Genomic DNA, 14,812 nt, shown 5'->3' on the forward strand with positions numbered 1-14,812 from the left:
ATATCATCGAAGCCGTAACATCTGCTTCAGTGTGTCATCGTTACTAATAAAGTGGTGTTTCAGTGCAGCCAGTGCGTGAATGCTCGCCAATACAATCACTGACCAAGCAATATAAAAATGGGCCTCTCCTGCAATGTCTTCTTGATTTTCAAAGAACTCGCCCATTGCAGGTACAGAAAACCAATTAAATACGTCTATGCTTCTTCCATCGGCCGTTGAAATTAAATAGCCGCTCGCGAATAGCATGATAATCAAGGTGTACAAAAGCCCATGACCTATGCGACTTAACCTTTTTTCTAACGGGGTGCCATGTGACGGCGGCCGTGAAGTAACAACGCGCGTGACTAAGCGAATAACAGTGATGGCAAGCAAAATTAATCCAACACTCTTGTGCCAATGCGGTGCCGTCTTATACCAGTCGCTGTAATATGTGAGGTCGACCATCCACAGCCCTGAAGCAAACATGCCGACAATGGCAATGGCAGATATCCAATGCAAAATAACTATAGATCTGGACCATCTTGGTTTCATATCACTTCCGTTATTACTTACTTGAAATCAGGTTGTTTAGACCTTCAGTTAATCCCGTTGTCTTAACCACTAAATGACCGCTGAAAAAACACCTTATGGATCAATTGAGTCTAGTGTATTTCTAATTACGTTGGCTAAACATCACATTTAATGGGAGTGTTCGTTCTTGTTTTTAGAACGAATGTACAGCAGACAACCCACCAAACCTGAGTCGCAACGCGTTTAGTTTTCGAAGGCGTGTCGTTTAATGGTCGATAAAATGCGCTAAACACCTCTATTAAACGCGCTAAATACTCTTATAGTTTAAATAGGCAGTAACAAATGTGGCTGCTTTGCTTCATTGTTGTTTAGTTCAGTAGGGGTTGTACGCTTTGCGCGTTTCGTACATTTTGTTGGCCGTTATTCTGCCAGCGTTATTTTCATCACTAGTATCCGTCTCCGTATTGGGAGAGGGAAAAAGTGTGCAAAATATTGCGGGGCAGTCGAACAGTACGAATACGCTCTCAACCCTCATTAGCGAGTGGGAAAGCTCCGCTTTTGAAGTATCTGACGACGATATTGATGATGGCATTTCGCTTGTCAGCATCACCAGCGGCTTGGAAAAATACCGGTTTTCGACTGGTAAAGCGATTGATGCAAAAGCCTCTACTAGGCAGCGCGCCAACATCATTCGAGGACCTCCTTCTTTCACTTAATCACTAAAAATCTGAATTTTTAATTGTTGATTAGGAGAAAGGTATGCACGCCTTAAATCTATATAAAACCGAAGCTATCGATACTTTGGCATGGCCGGTTGTTGAAAACACCATTACTGTAAAATCATCTGCTATGGCGGTCTTCACTGACTTTAAGCAGCACTTACCACACGTTATTGATGCGCGAACGCCGGCTACGAAAGTAGAGTCGATTATGCGTCAGTCTCATGTTCGTATGATGCTGGTGGTAAACAGTAGGAACCGTTTCGTTGGTATCGTGACCAGTCACGATGTAGGTGAACAGCAAATCATTCAGCGTGTAAGCGAGCTTAAGATTAAGCGAGAAGAGCTCACTGTTCATGATTTCATGCGTCCCAAAACTTCTCTCATGTCGTTCGATTTCAGTGAACTAATACGTTCATCGGTGGGTGACGTTATAGAAACACTCAAAGATTACGGGCAGCATCACTGTCTAGTTATGGACAGAAATAGCCATGAAGTTCGTGGTGTAATTAGTGTCAGTGATATAGCGAGAGAGTTGCGCTTGCCCCTTGATATACAAGGTAGGCCTACGTTTGCCGAACTCATCACTATATTAGCGGCCTAATTTCTATTTTATGAGTTTTGGACCATACTCTTACTGCGCGCTGTCGTTAAGCAACGCGCAGTAAAACGCATATAGCTCACAATGCAATATCGCTATGTGCTATTAGAGTATTAATAAAAATGATTAGGTGGTTGTATGAGGTACGCGCATGGTGAGTTTATTGTGACTCTGTGTGGTGATGCGGTAGTAACACAAGCCTACGGGCCTTGGAATAGGGAATGTGTAAAAAGTTTTAGTGAAGAATATCGCACCAATGCGGAAGGTTTGTTTGGAAAGGTGTGGTGTAATATCGTGTGCGTTACAGGAGAATCGCTTCTGATCCCCGATGCAGAAGCGCAGCTGCGCGAGCGTACGGCGGCAATGCAACCTTTGGGCTTGACTCACATTGCGGTTGTATTAGGTGACTCTACGGCAAAAGCAACGACTAAGGGTCAACTCAAACGTGTGTATAAAGAGCTCAATATCGAATTTACGTTTGTTGAACTAATTGACGAAGCCATTGAATGGCTTTCCCAGTACAGATTCAGTATCGAACCAGAAGGTATCTCATCACATTTAGCAAAAGTTGCAGCAAAGCAAGTGTCTTAGCTGGGACGTTTTAAGTGAATCTTTAACTAGCAAGCGAGTTGGTACGTATTTCGCAGATCAATGCATAGATAGTAAAAAATCTTGTTGCAATTGTTTGATGAAACGAGGCGAAATTATGAATAGATCACCATTTCCTACCAGCGTAGTAACCAAAGCGTTCACTTGGGCTTATCAAGAACTGGGTTTAAATATTAAACAAGCCTCTGAAATATTGGGTATTTCTCCTTCGTCTCTTGCGCAAACTACCTTGCTTGGTTTTGAAAGCGGCACCGTAGAGTACCGTAAGCAACTCGCGTTCATTCGTATGTATCATTTACTCATTTCATTGTCAGAAGGGGACAGTGAACAAATGAAAACTTGGTTTAGTAGCTACAATATTACGCTTGAATCGAGTCCTCTTGAGATGTGTAAGGAATATGATGGTATTGAGTGTGTGGCTGACCAGTTGCGTAAATTAAGACAGGCTGAATCTGGCAGACAGAGCGCGCTGGCTGTTGTTGAGTTCTCTCACAATGCTCACACTTCAAAAATAGGCGCTATGTTTCATTAGTTAGCTTGCCGCGCTTTACTGTCAATCTCGACAATAAAGTCGGCACAGATTCGCGCTTGAGTAACGGGGATCATGTGCCCTGCGTTAGGAATTATTTTCTGTACGGCCGTGTTTAATGTAGAAGTAACAGCTTCGATATGCTCGCTTGGCTTTAAAATTGTGTCCTTTTCTCCATACAAGATACCCACTGGGCATTGGATGTCATTGTAATAGTTCTGCTGTCTATGCAGGCTACCTTGTGCAGACACCGTATCTCGACTCCCTTCATAAAAACTTCGCGAGTGAAGCGCGAGTAAGCCGCCGCCTTCGATAGAGAAGGATGAGGGCACCGGCTCTGGATGAAAGATTTGAGCAACCTGTTTTCGTCCCAACTTTGCTCTTAATGGGCTGGCAATGGTTTTTGCTACGCCATTGCGCACGAATTCATTAGGTATGTAAAGAACCGAAAGTGGGCCTGCCCCGCCTTTAAGCGGTGTGGTAAGTGGACAAAGTAATGAAACAGATGTGATTTTTTCAGGCGCGTCTATCGCCATTCTTAATGCAATACCGCCGCCCATCGAGTGACCTGCAATACTGGCTTTTTCGATGCCTTCTATTCTCATCCATTCTAATATCATCTTACTTTGTTGCTCAAAGCATGCAGACGTGCGTTTGTATCGGCTAGAAAAGCCGCTACCTGGGCGGTCAACAGAATACACGGTATAGCGCGATGCTAAAGTTTTAGCTAAATCGTTAAAATTGCTACTATTGCCGAGTAAGCCGTGAATAAGTATGAGCGATGGCCCGCTTCCTTGCTTTTGCCAATGGATAACTCCTCCCTCAACAGGGGTCAGTTTTCCCGATGGCGTGAATGCTGATTCGATACTGCTATCCATTTTTGCAGTAAACCAAATAAGAGCGACAAGGATACAAATAATGATAAGTAAAGCGAACAGCATGTTGTGTTTCCAGAGCAAGAGTGAATTTTAACCTATCGATTAACCCACAAACGGTCAAGTGAGTAATGAATAATAGTCACTGGTTGTAAGTAGGGTTTTAATGCAGCAAAGCTAGCGCGCCATGCGAAAAATAATAGGAAACAAAATGGAACTACCAATAACATCGTCAATATCTATAGATGAGGGCGAGGCAGATTTGCAAGCTATTCGAGCGCAAGGCAGTGGCGGGCAAAACGTTAATAAAGTCAGCAGTGCTATACACCTGAGATTTGACATTAATAAGTCGTCATTACCCGATAAGCTAAAGGCTAAGTTGTTGAGCTTAAAAGATAGTCGTGTCACTAATGACGGTGTATTTGTGTTGAAAGCACAAAATTTCCGAACTCAAGAACAAAATAGAGAAGATGCGTTAGCGCGTCTTGTCGCTTGGATTAAGTCTGCAACAGTCGAGCAAAAACCGCGCATAAAAACTAAGGTAAGCCGCGCAGCGAAAGCTCGTCGTGTAGATGTAAAAAAACAACAGGGTGCTAAAAAATCCATGCGTAAGAAAGTGGAATTTTAATCAAAACTAATCTAAAGTATTAAGCCTTATAGATGTCATTTCGCAAGACAACGGAAAATTCTTACAATAATAAATGAATGTGTCTTGTGCTTGTGCTAATTATTGGAACTTAGGGAAGCATACAAAGTGACGCGTTCGAACGTTATTCCTATGGTGCTATTTGCAGCCATAGTGGTTTCGCTTGGGATTAATACACCGCAAGCCGCAAACGAGATTATTGCTCGTTTGTTTAACAAGTCTATTTCAAATTCTGAACTTCAGCCTTCACAGGCTGACGTCGACCGCTTTCAATCTATTTTGACCGATAAATCAGAGAAAGAAGTTCGCGATATTTTAGCGCAACGTGCGCTTGGTAATAAAATCACTGAATCTGTACTTTCTGATTTTGCCGATAAAAACGCCATAGAGCCCAACGAAAGTGAGATTCAATCTGCGTACTCCGTGATAAAGCTGTGGACTGTTGATTTAGATGAAAATGGCGCCTATCAAGACGACGAGTTAGAGCGTTACCGTCTTGCGATGGCCGAAGGCATGGCTAAAAGTTGGAAAGTATCTAAAGCGCTTTACGAGGCCTATGGCGGCGACGTGGTTTTCCAACAAGATAATCCTTTAACACCTGTGGGTGCTTATCAAAAGTTATTTGAGCAATATCGAGAGCAAGGTGAGTTTGTCATTTATGACCCTGTCTTCAAAGCGGCGTTTTGGAGTTCGGTAAAAATGAAATACGCTAAAACTTACGACCCAGATAATATAGATTTCTCACTTCCTTGGTGGGAAAAGAGCATGACTGCCTCGGAAAAATAATAAAAAGGCCCTGTTTTTACGGGGCTTTTTTAATTATCTTCAAAAAAATCATTTTTCAGCGGAATAAATCGTTTTCTCTAATCGTTATCTCAGTGTCCTTTATGAAAAACGGAGATAACCGGATGAAAAAGTTAAACACTGCAATTGCACTAGCGTTAGGTATCGCATCAACGTCGGCCTTTGCTCAAGAAACCACGTTCTCTGCTAACACATCAGCTAATGCGTCGACTTCTGCATCGCTTTCACTAACAAGCGGTGCAACTACACAGTCTGCAAATCAGGTTAATACACAGACTTCTGCCGAAGGCGAAGCATCTACGCAGAGCCAAATGTCCACCGAGAGCTCAGCCGATACCGGTGAACAATTATCCGCAAACCAAACAAGCAACGATCTATCTGCCGATCAGGGAGTGAGTCAAGTTTCTGCAACATCAGATATGGCGAACTCGATAACTTCGCCAGTGGCAGGCGCACTGACAAGTAGTGTGTCTGGGTCATTATCTGTACTGTCATCAGCGTCTGGAAATGCAGAACAAGTCGATGGAGCAGAAAGTGAAGCAGAAAGTACAGCGCAGACAGCGCCAAGCTTGGCATTGAACCAAATCGGTTCACTAACAAACAATGGCGCGGAAAATACCGCAGAAGGTTCGCTAGCTGGCAGTGTAAGTGGTGCACTAAACAATACTGCAGAAACAGCAGCAGGTAGTACCTTAACGAACACGGCTGACAACACGGCTGCAGGCACCATCGAAAGTGCGGTAAACGGCGGCGTAGCCAATACAGCAGCCAGCACCGTAGCAAGCTCAGTGACCAGTTCTGTAACCGGAACGGTTGGCACCGCTGTCGAAGGAACGATTACTGACACGGTAGGAAATACGGTAGAAGGCACGGTAGCAAGTACGGTTAATAGCTCTGTAGAAGGCGCAGTTTCAAATACAGTCGAGCAAACTGTGTCAGCAACAGTCGCAAATACGGTAGAAGGCACGGTAGCAAATACGGTGGATAGCACCGTAGCAAGCACGGTAAATAATACCGTGGCGAGTTCGGTCGAAAGCGCCGTAACAAGCACTGTAAACGACAACGTAGCTTCAAGTATTTCAGGTGCGCTTGGCCTTTAATATAAAGGCTTAAACCACTAGGTGGGCGTAGAGCAACCTTGAGCTAGCACGTTAAATAGCCACCTTAAAGTCTGAGTGCGGCTTGTCTAAATAGAAAGGCAAGCCGCTATTTAAGGTCTAGGCTGCAGGTGCGAATACATTGCCTCGCTATCGTGCATTCCTTAAAGCGAGCACCTCAAGTCAAATCTCACGTCTCTCCTTAAAAACAGCAATCGCTAAGTTTCACTTTCTTTGTGGTAGGTAATAACAATGAATACGCAAATACTTCAACACTCATCAACAACCAACAACCTTATTCGTGGCGGCCGCAAATGCCTCTCGCTGTCCGTGGCAGCTGTTTTACTCGGTAATAGCGCTGCTTATGCGGGCTCTGACAGTCACTCGCACAATGATGAAGATGCGAATAATACAAACGCAAAACACCAAACGTTTTCATTCTCAGGGTCTGGCTATTTAGGGTACCGCTCTGATAGCAATGTGAGCGTTAGCGAGCTCGATACGAATTCAGATGTGGCCGACGGCGCGGTACAGTCAGAAGCTCAGCTAAAGGTGTTGGTGAAGCCCACAGCGAAATGGGAAAATGTACTGTCGGTAAGTCAGGCGAATACCAACTATCAAACGCTAAACGAGTTCGATCTTGGCCTTACCACGCTGTCCGCTAGCACCAGCTATGCGTTTGACTTCGCCAAACTAGGAGCGCACTACTATCACGCTAGCGCTGAGCTAGACGGGCGTGACTTCCTCACCTATCAACAATCTGGATTATCTGTCGGAAAATTGTTGGGGCAGCGCATTTACTTGCGTGTTAGTAGCGACCTTATCGATAAACAATTCGAGAACACGCCTGAAGGTGCACCAATTCGAGATAGTGAAGCAGCTGCTGTGCGCAGTGACCTATTTTACTTCTTCGAAGGGGAAGACTTCTTCCAAATCGCGCTTAAGTATCAAAATGAAGATGCCCAAAATAATGTGTTCGATTACACCGGTATTGGGATGGATCTAGCGTACACCTATCCTCTAGCGGTACTTAGTAAACCCTTGAAGCTTACGGTTGCCTATCAATTAGATGTAAGAGATTACGCCTCAGAACAAGATGGAGGTATAGGTAGGGAAGACGACAGACACGTCGTTGAGATGAGTGCCGATTACGCCATTCACAACAATGTTGATATTAAACTGTCTACGCAATATGGAGACTTTGCTTCTAGTGTGGATGGTGCAAACTATCAAGAAACCATTGCTGAGCTCGGCATTAATGTTCACTTCTAATAAGGGCGGTGTGTTTGAGGCTATGGCAGTACGCCAAAACCAAATACGCTGTCCCGCCCCGGAGTACCCGCATCTATCGCTAATTGCTGCAGCTTTATCAAAGCGGCGTTTCTCTCTTTCTCAGCACGTAAAAAGCACGCATACAAGGCGGTGGCTCGAGGTGACGCCATAGAGGTGCCCGTTTGTCTCACCGTTTTTCCATTAGGGTGTGCAGCATCTATTGATACACCAAATGCTGCAAAATCAACGTAATCTCCTTGGTTCGCCCATCTGTAAATTGCATTAGATTTATCAACGGCCGTAATGCCCAATGTCTCAGGATAAGCCGCAGGGTACAAGGGTAAAGAGGCCGGGCCCTCGTTACCTACAGCTGCAATTATTTGAATACCGTTCTCATCTAACTTTTTTATAGCCCTCGCTAAAATAGGGTTGTCGGGACCTGCCAAACTCATATTTATGGCATCTACATGCTGAGATGCAAGATAGTTCAGGCCTTCAATTAACGACATCAGTGTGGCGCCTTGGCTAACACTGTTGCGTGAATAAAACACACTGGCATTAAACACTTGGCTTGATTCAGGTACCGACGCTGCCAATAAACTCGCTACTGCTGTTCCATGATCGTAAGAAATGGGGACGCCTTTTGCTTGCGGGCTCTTCAATGCTTTCTGACCTTCTTCGTCTGTTGCATGTGTGCTGGCGTTTTGAAGCTGCCCAACAGTGAAAGAGGCTTGTGTAAGGTTGATGTGTGACAGCTTAGGGTGAGCAGCCATAACATGAGTATCAATCATTCCAATGCGTAGCGGGGTGGGGCAAACTTCAAAATATTGTGATGACTTATGTGAATGTTGCCCGATGTCCGGCTTATTTCCAGTCTTTGTAACGTCGTTTTGTGACAAGTAAATATGATTTCGCCCAATTTGAGACTGAAGTTTTTTCGGTAAACTGTTGCGAATAGACGACAGTTCTTCTTTATCACCTGTGACTTTTACTTTAAAAAGCCACTGAGAGAGAGCGGGTAAAAACTGAGCCTTTTGTAACTCAATGTTGTTATTTTGAAAATGTACGCTGTCTGCTTCTTCCCCTAAAAATAACCACTCATTTTCGACAGCAAGAAAACCATTTTCTACCACAACTTCATTGACAATTACTTGTCCTGATGAAGATAAAATAGTGGCCGTCTCAGGGACAACGAATTTAGGGGAAGGGATGCTGTTAACCACGCCCGAGACCAACGTCGTTGCGCTATCCACTTCTTCTATAGATGATTGCACGCGTCGTTTTGCTTCCTCGCGAATGGCGGTTAAGTCGGAAGGTGTTCTATCAATTATTGGGCGCACTGGCGACACTACCTGATTCACAGTTCCGACGAGTTGAGCTTGAGAGATTGATGCCGCGAATAAGCTAATAACTCCCACCATAAGTGCGTACTTCATTTTGCTACCTTTACAATAATGTTGGTGCAGTTCAGTGCTAAGAGAAGGAATGGCATAAATTGTGCCATGGTTCTAGGCAAGTATTACCACTGCCTTATATTGTAGTGACGAATAGATAGAAAAAAAATTCCAATGCGAATGGCACGGTGATCCATACCATTGAAAAAAAGATGCAATGCAGCGGAATAAAAATAACAGTGGCTCGTTAATAGAGTATTGATAACGGAAATCTTCACGAAGGTACATGAAAATGAAAGATGAGTTGACTGAACTCGTCCCGTCATTGCGAAAATTCGCATATTCGTTGACGGGAAACATGCATGATGCTGATGATTTACTTCAGAACACGCTTGAAAGGCTACTTAGTAAACCGATCCCTGAGCAAGTGACGTTAATGGCATGGGCATTTAGAGTGTGTCGTAATTGCTGGATAGACGAGTACAGAGCGAAAAAGGTACGTGTTAATGCCTGCGATGTTCTTTCTCATGAAGCGCAGTCTGCACATCAATTAAATATGGATGAGGCAGTGACGCAAGCGATAACGTTAAAACAGGTTTCCAGTGCCATGGACGAACTACCATGTGAGCAGAGGGAAACCCTTTCTTTAGTGGCGGTACAGGGAATGAGTTACGCCGATGCTTCTGAAGTTTTACAGGTGCCGGCAGGGACCATCATGAGCCGCCTTGCCAGAGCAAGAGTGAAGATATCAAACTTATTAAACGGGCAAAAAGAGGTGCTATCGTGATCTTAACTGACGAGAAACTCTCTGCGTTTTTAGATGGAGAGTTAAACACAGCAGAAATGGACACAGTCCGTGAAGCGATAGCGCAAGATGTATCCATTTCTGACCGACTCGCCGCACTTGCAGAAGTAGACAGAGTAGTAAAAGTGGCGGCAGAGAAGGCGACTGCAGTAGCGCTACCTAAAGAAATCGTAGCCCTTTTGAATGATGAAAAACAGCTGAGCCAAGAAAGCGAAATACAGGCCTCTGGCGTAAGCTTATCTAGCGAAAGCTCGTCAAATCAGAGTTTTGCGGAAAATGTTAAGCCGTTTCCAAAGAAAGTGGACGTAACTAATAGTGGGCTAGGTGGGCCAACAAAGTGGAAAGGACCTTTTGCAATAGCGGCGAGTGTAGCAGTATTAGCAGGCTTAGTATTTTTTAATCAACAAGGGGCTGAAACCGTACAACCTTCTCATTGGGCTAACGTTTCGTCTGTACTCGATAAAAACCTTTCGGGTGAAACCACCTCGTTTGTATCAGGCGTTACGGTAACGCCACAGTTGTCTTTTTTAAACACTGAATTCAACTACTGCCGACAAGCTGAAGTAGCATCACAAGATGAACTAAGCGTAATGATAGCGTGTAAAGACAAGCAAGGCACATGGCTGCTTGCCGCTAGCAAACTGGATGAGGTAGGCGAAATGGCAGGTGAATATCAAACGGCTGCTAGTGCCAAATCACTGGAAGATGAGTTAGATAAAATGATGGCATCGGCGCCATTAAACCGAGAGCAAGAAAAAAGCGCAATAGAAGCAACTTGGCTATCTGATAAGGCCAAAGGAGTAAATGATGAAAACTAAGATACTGGTAGTAATTGCGGTAATAATTATGGCGGGCTGTGCAAGCCAACCTGACTATAGACAAGCAAAGCAAGGTGGTTTTGGCTATACCGAAAGCAAACTGAGTGACACACAATACCGTGTGCATTTTAAAGCTAAAGGAACAGATAAGGCTAAAGCTATGGACTACGCCATGCTGCGTGCCGCTGAACTTACGCTTTTAGAAGGATACGACTGGTTTGTTGTTACCGACCGCGAAACGTTAGTCGATAAAGAGACGGTTCAAACCACACCTACCGCTGGGTTTAGCCAGCGTTACGCAAGAGTTACCGATTGTGGTGTGCTGACATGCCGTACTTCTTATCACCCGACTACTCAATTTGAAACCGGTGTATTTGTGGGTGGTTCCCAAAAAAGTGAGATTGAGAGCATTCTAAACATTGAATTAGGTAAAGGTACGCGCCCTTCATCAGCGACCAGTTTTGATGCAAGGGAAGTACGTGAAAATCTTCAGCCGAATATAAAAGAGTAATGTATTTCACCGGCCATTCCTTAAATTTGGGTGGTGATTAGGTGAAATCGGTCTTCTAAAGTATCAGCGTTATGCATTTATAGACTGAACAAACAATAAGGGCCGCAACGTAAAGTTGCGGCCCTTATTAATTTTGCATTAGCAAATGTTTACCTTGCTAATAAGCACTCTCTCGTTCGAGCACTGAAGAAAACCTAAGATATTAGTTGAAGTACTCGTCTACTTCTTTCTCAGCCTCATCACGGGTTTTGCCGTACTCTTGCTGAATTTTTCCTACTAATTCTTCGCGGCGACCGTCGATAACATCTAAGTCGTCGTCGGTAAGTTTGCCCCATTTCTGCTGTACTTTACCTTTCATTTCTTTCCAATTACCTTCAATACGATCACTGTTCATGATTTGCTCTCCTTATCCAAACAATTGGTCTAAAAAACTGGCAATAATATTCGCCAGTCATTTTACTTAGAGCAAACGATATTCCATAGTTTATCTTATTGAAAAATAGGCTTTTATTGGATTTTTTAAATGGTAGCCTCAAAACTTTTTATGCAGATCTTACAAACGCTTGAAAACACTACAGCCTCACTGAATCTATGTCAGGCTAACGTTTTCGCAAAGGCTTCGCTGTCTTGCCGTTTTTCTATTTTATGCTGATCTTCACTACGACCTTTTTTCCAGTAGCTACTAATGTAAATGTTCTTATGCGCTATGGCTTTGTCATCATTTAGCCATGTTCTTATGGTGCGCATATCAGAGAATTCGCACGCTACCCAAACTGCGGGTGTACCCTCTAGCCAATTAATCTGAGTAAGGCGATTAGATAAGGTGTCTTCAAACTCCCATATCACCTCAATACCCTCAGGTTTTTTAAACACCACCGCGTCTTTTTCGTCTTCAATACGGATCACGGCATAGCCTTTGGCATGAGAGGGAAGTGCCGCTAAGTGATTTCTAATACTAGGAAGAGCGGTCATATCGCCTGCTAGCAATACCCAGTCGTAATGTTCGCTTAATCCTTTGCTAGAGCCTGGACCCGCCAATGTAATAACGTCGCCAGGTTTTACACTGGTCGCCCACGCTGAAGCAGGCCCAGTTTTTCCGTTATCTGCGTGAATAACCATATCCAAAACTATTTCAGGTTTGTCCGCATCAAAGTGAGCAACCGTATAAGTGCGCATTGCCACTTGGCCCATATCCGTAGGTTCCTTAAGCGGGTTTCCGTTTCTATCGAACATCAGCTTTACATAAGCACCTGCAGTTACTGCTGGAAAAGTGCGAAGGTCTTCACCACCTAAAAAGACTCGCTGCATAGTAGGGGTTATACGAACAGATTGCGTAACAACCGCTTGGCGGGGTTGAGGTTTAGGCATTGGCTTCTCCTTAAAAATAGACTAAAAATCTTACCTGATAATGATTATTATTACTATTTCTTAAGATGAAACGATAACGTTTGTTAAATTCTATTTTTTAGATTAAATGCGGGGGGGGGTTACGAAAACCGACTACGATTGTTAAGCCAAATTGTTAGATAAGTGGATCGAAATGCCGTTGTTGAAAGGCACTGATGTGGAAAATAGCGGCAAAAGAAAAGGGGCTAAAAAGCCCCTTAAAAAACCACAACATAACTTGGAAAACACATTTACACACCACAAAGACGCACACTCAACGACTTTATGTATTAAGTAAGATAGCCGAATTTTGAAAAGGTTCCGCTTTTTTAAAAATAAATGGTAAAAAAATAAATACCTTTGAAAAGCATCGATTAAACAACAGGTGCGCGCCTTTGGTATAGGCCTTTAAATCCTAATCATGACGGCTAGCTCTTTGCAGCGTTACGTAGACTACACAAGTGGTAAGCGCAATGAGTACTGACGCTATAGCGAAAGGCAAGGCAATGTTAACTTGGTATATCACTGCTGCGAGTGGTGGTCCTATAACATAGCCCATGGCGGTTGTGGCCGTAATCAAACCGGTAATAGTCGCTTGTTGAGAAGGCGCGCAATAGGTTGTTGCGGCTGCGGCCAATGATGGGTAAGCCATGCCCATACCTAGCCCCATCAATGTCATCGCACCATAAAGTACAAACAACGAATGTTGAAGGAAGAGCAACAAGTAAGCTAAACCCAATATTGGAAGTGCCAGCGAAATCATAGTCTCTTTACTTACACGTCCTCTTTGAACCCATCCAAATTGTGCAGTAAGAGACGCTCCGGCACTGATCATCATAGCAAACCCTACTTGTTGTGCGGCTTCAACGGGCGTGTAATGATAAAAATCGATAAAAAAGAAGCCTAGCGACTGCTGCATCATTGCCATAGCGCAGAACACGCAAATACACGCAGCAACAAACACATAAGGCACTTTGGTGGGAGCTTGGTTGTCTTCGTTTTTATGCACAGCTGTCTGTTGCTCAGATAAAGGGGGTAAAACTGGCAGCTTAAAATAAACCAACGTCAGTGCTAACAAGGTTAATAAAACAATACTGTACAGCGGAGCTATTAAGCCAAACCCCACCAATAACCCTGCGTAAGCTGGACCGAAAATCTGCCCTACATTACTCGCGGAGGTCACTTTACTAATGGCACTAACTCTGTTTTGGGGAGTACTTATTGCGACAGCGTAACCCACGGCAGAGGGCGGCGTTGCAGACATTATAGTGGATTGCAAACTGCGACTTACTAATAATGCCAGAAACAAATTAGTACCGCTAATTAAGCCCGAAAACCCTGCCATCCAAGCGCTAGCAAAGGCAAATGTTCCCAAGCTATAGCCAGTTAGTCCAACCATCAGAATTCGCTTAAACCCAGCGCGTTTTGCTACTTTGCTCCATACATTGGTGCCAAACGCGAAAATTAGCGCTGAACTCGACATAATTGTGGCGATGTGAAACTCAGACAGGTCAGCCTGGCGTCCCATAGAAGGTAAGGTGGTTAACATAACACTCTGACCAATAGACGTAGCGAGCAGCGCACAAAAAAGCACTTTGAAGACAGTAGAAGATGCTGAAGGCGATATCACGCAGGTAGCTCTTTAGGTAGGTGGCGAAGGTCCACTAACATTTTATCACAAGTGAGGATAAAAAAATGCCCGCCAAAGGCGGGCCAAAATCAGAGGTATGTAAAGGCCGGGATGGGCCTTTGAGGGGAGAGGAATGTCGTCGGGTGACAACTCACTAATAATATCGACGACATTACCAGTGTCCTCACAATGGTCTCGCTGAAGCAACACACACGTACGTTCAACGAATCCAAATTGGGTCAACAGTCCCTTGCTGCACGAGACATCACTGTCAGTGCTTGCGATGTAGGTACTCAGAGCTTGTTTGCAATCCTTATGAAACTAAAGCCATGCTTCCTGCGAGTTTAATTAGGTTTTCATTTACCTAACCTCATCATCGACCAGCAGTTTAACGAATCTTCTACAGTCATCCCTTAACTCCAAATACCGACGTTTCCATTTATCCTTGGCGACCTCTCCGTTTACTTCCAATGTCGTCGCCTTCAGTATTTGTCATCTACGTAATTTGGCCTCTCCGTCGCTAAAGCTTTCCTAGCTACAAACTACGCTCTGTGTTTATCCGTTAGTCTAATATATGCGTGATCTGTGCCAATCATTTTCTATGGA

The 14,812-nt window shown here is 44.1% G+C and carries 17 protein-coding genes; 11 read left to right on the forward strand and 6 right to left on the reverse strand.

All coding sequences use genetic code 11. From position 1 onward, the window contains the following. Positions 1-3 precede the first annotated feature (3 nt). Positions 4-531: a cytochrome b gene (locus tag AC27KT_RS03275; protein WP_487127341.1), complete on the reverse strand. Its 528-nt coding sequence runs from the start codon at positions 529-531 to the stop codon at positions 4-6. Positions 532-992: 461 nt separating this feature from the next. Here AC27KT_RS03275 and AC27KT_RS03280 point away from each other — a divergent pair, with 461 nt between their 5' ends. The 4 genes from AC27KT_RS03280 to AC27KT_RS03295 all read left to right on the forward strand — a co-directional run bounded on the left by AC27KT_RS03280 (position 993) and on the right by AC27KT_RS03295 (position 2,971). Beyond that, positions 993-1,226 (forward strand): hypothetical protein, encoded by a 234-nt coding sequence (locus AC27KT_RS03280; RefSeq protein WP_487127343.1) that lies wholly within the window; start codon positions 993-995, stop codon positions 1,224-1,226. A 43-nt stretch (positions 1,227-1,269) separates the two neighbouring features. Next, positions 1,270-1,833: a CBS domain-containing protein gene (locus tag AC27KT_RS03285; RefSeq protein ID WP_487127345.1), complete on the forward strand. Its 564-nt coding sequence runs from the start codon at positions 1,270-1,272 to the stop codon at positions 1,831-1,833. 135 nt (positions 1,834-1,968) lie between these two features. Next, positions 1,969-2,421: a hypothetical protein gene (locus AC27KT_RS03290; RefSeq protein ID WP_487127347.1), complete on the forward strand. Its 453-nt coding sequence runs from the start codon at positions 1,969-1,971 to the stop codon at positions 2,419-2,421. A gap of 115 nt (positions 2,422-2,536) precedes the next feature. After that, positions 2,537-2,971, forward strand: coding sequence for a hypothetical protein (locus tag AC27KT_RS03295; protein WP_487127349.1), 435 nt, complete (start codon positions 2,537-2,539; stop codon positions 2,969-2,971). Here AC27KT_RS03295 and AC27KT_RS03300 read toward each other — a convergent pair. After that, positions 2,968-3,909: an alpha/beta fold hydrolase gene (locus AC27KT_RS03300; RefSeq protein WP_487127351.1), complete on the reverse strand. Its 942-nt coding sequence runs from the start codon at positions 3,907-3,909 to the stop codon at positions 2,968-2,970. The two genes, AC27KT_RS03295 and AC27KT_RS03300, sit on opposite strands and share 4 nt — an antisense overlap. 145 nt (positions 3,910-4,054) lie before the next feature. Between AC27KT_RS03300 and arfB the strand changes: the two genes are divergently transcribed. The 4 genes from arfB (at position 4,055) to AC27KT_RS03320 (ending at position 7,662) form a co-directional block, all read left to right on the forward strand. Beyond that, positions 4,055-4,471: an alternative ribosome rescue aminoacyl-tRNA hydrolase ArfB gene (arfB, locus tag AC27KT_RS03305; RefSeq protein ID WP_487127353.1), complete on the forward strand. Its 417-nt coding sequence runs from the start codon at positions 4,055-4,057 to the stop codon at positions 4,469-4,471. Between the two features lie 126 nt (positions 4,472-4,597). Further along, complete coding sequence (locus tag AC27KT_RS03310) at positions 4,598-5,275, forward strand: hypothetical protein (protein ID WP_487127355.1); 678 nt, start codon at positions 4,598-4,600, stop codon at positions 5,273-5,275. Between the two features lie 122 nt (positions 5,276-5,397). Further along, a complete protein-coding gene (locus AC27KT_RS03315; protein WP_487127357.1) occupies positions 5,398-6,393 on the forward strand; it encodes a hypothetical protein in 996 nt (331 codons plus the stop codon). A 249-nt stretch (positions 6,394-6,642) separates the two neighbouring features. After that, entirely contained in the window at positions 6,643-7,662 is a 1,020-nt protein-coding gene (locus AC27KT_RS03320; RefSeq protein ID WP_487127359.1) for an outer membrane beta-barrel protein, read from the forward strand. A 20-nt stretch (positions 7,663-7,682) separates the two neighbouring features. On the opposite strand, the gene AC27KT_RS03325 is transcribed toward AC27KT_RS03320, so the two are convergent. After that, positions 7,683-9,098 carry a S8 family serine peptidase gene (locus tag AC27KT_RS03325; RefSeq protein ID WP_487127361.1) on the reverse strand — a complete coding sequence of 472 codons (1,416 nt, stop codon included), beginning with the start codon at positions 9,096-9,098 and terminating at the stop codon, positions 7,683-7,685. 250 nt (positions 9,099-9,348) lie between these two features. On the opposite strand from AC27KT_RS03325, the gene AC27KT_RS03330 reads away from it, so the two are divergent. From AC27KT_RS03330 to AC27KT_RS03340, 3 genes are read left to right on the forward strand one after another with little or no spacing between them, the layout of a single operon-like run. Further along, entirely contained in the window at positions 9,349-9,843 is a 495-nt protein-coding gene (locus AC27KT_RS03330; protein WP_487127363.1) for an RNA polymerase sigma factor, read from the forward strand. Continuing rightward, positions 9,840-10,679 (forward strand): anti-sigma factor, encoded by an 840-nt coding sequence (locus tag AC27KT_RS03335; RefSeq protein WP_487127364.1) that lies wholly within the window; start codon positions 9,840-9,842, stop codon positions 10,677-10,679. Before AC27KT_RS03330 ends, AC27KT_RS03335 begins: the two co-directional genes overlap by 4 nt. Beyond that, entirely contained in the window at positions 10,669-11,190 is a 522-nt protein-coding gene (locus tag AC27KT_RS03340) for a CC0125/CC1285 family lipoprotein (protein WP_487127366.1), read from the forward strand. The genes AC27KT_RS03335 and AC27KT_RS03340 overlap by 11 nt, the downstream gene beginning before the upstream one ends. A gap of 202 nt (positions 11,191-11,392) precedes the next feature. Here the strand turns inward: AC27KT_RS03340 and AC27KT_RS03345 are convergent, their stop codons facing one another. The 3 genes from AC27KT_RS03345 to AC27KT_RS03355 all read right to left on the reverse strand — a co-directional run bounded on the left by AC27KT_RS03345 (position 11,393) and on the right by AC27KT_RS03355 (position 14,155). After that, on the reverse strand, positions 11,393-11,584 hold the full coding sequence (locus AC27KT_RS03345) for a CsbD family protein (RefSeq protein ID WP_474872273.1): 192 nt from the start codon (positions 11,582-11,584) through the stop codon (positions 11,393-11,395). A 200-nt stretch (positions 11,585-11,784) separates the two neighbouring features. After that, a complete protein-coding gene (locus AC27KT_RS03350) occupies positions 11,785-12,558 on the reverse strand; it encodes a siderophore-interacting protein (protein WP_487127368.1) in 774 nt (257 codons plus the stop codon). A gap of 433 nt (positions 12,559-12,991) precedes the next feature. Further along, positions 12,992-14,155, reverse strand: a complete 1,164-nt coding sequence (locus tag AC27KT_RS03355) for an MFS transporter (protein ID WP_487127593.1) — start codon at positions 14,153-14,155, stop codon at positions 12,992-12,994. Positions 14,156-14,812: the final 657 nt, after the last annotated feature.

The sequence above is a fragment of the Alteromonas sp. 5NW40-0090 genome (genome assembly GCF_057552975.1).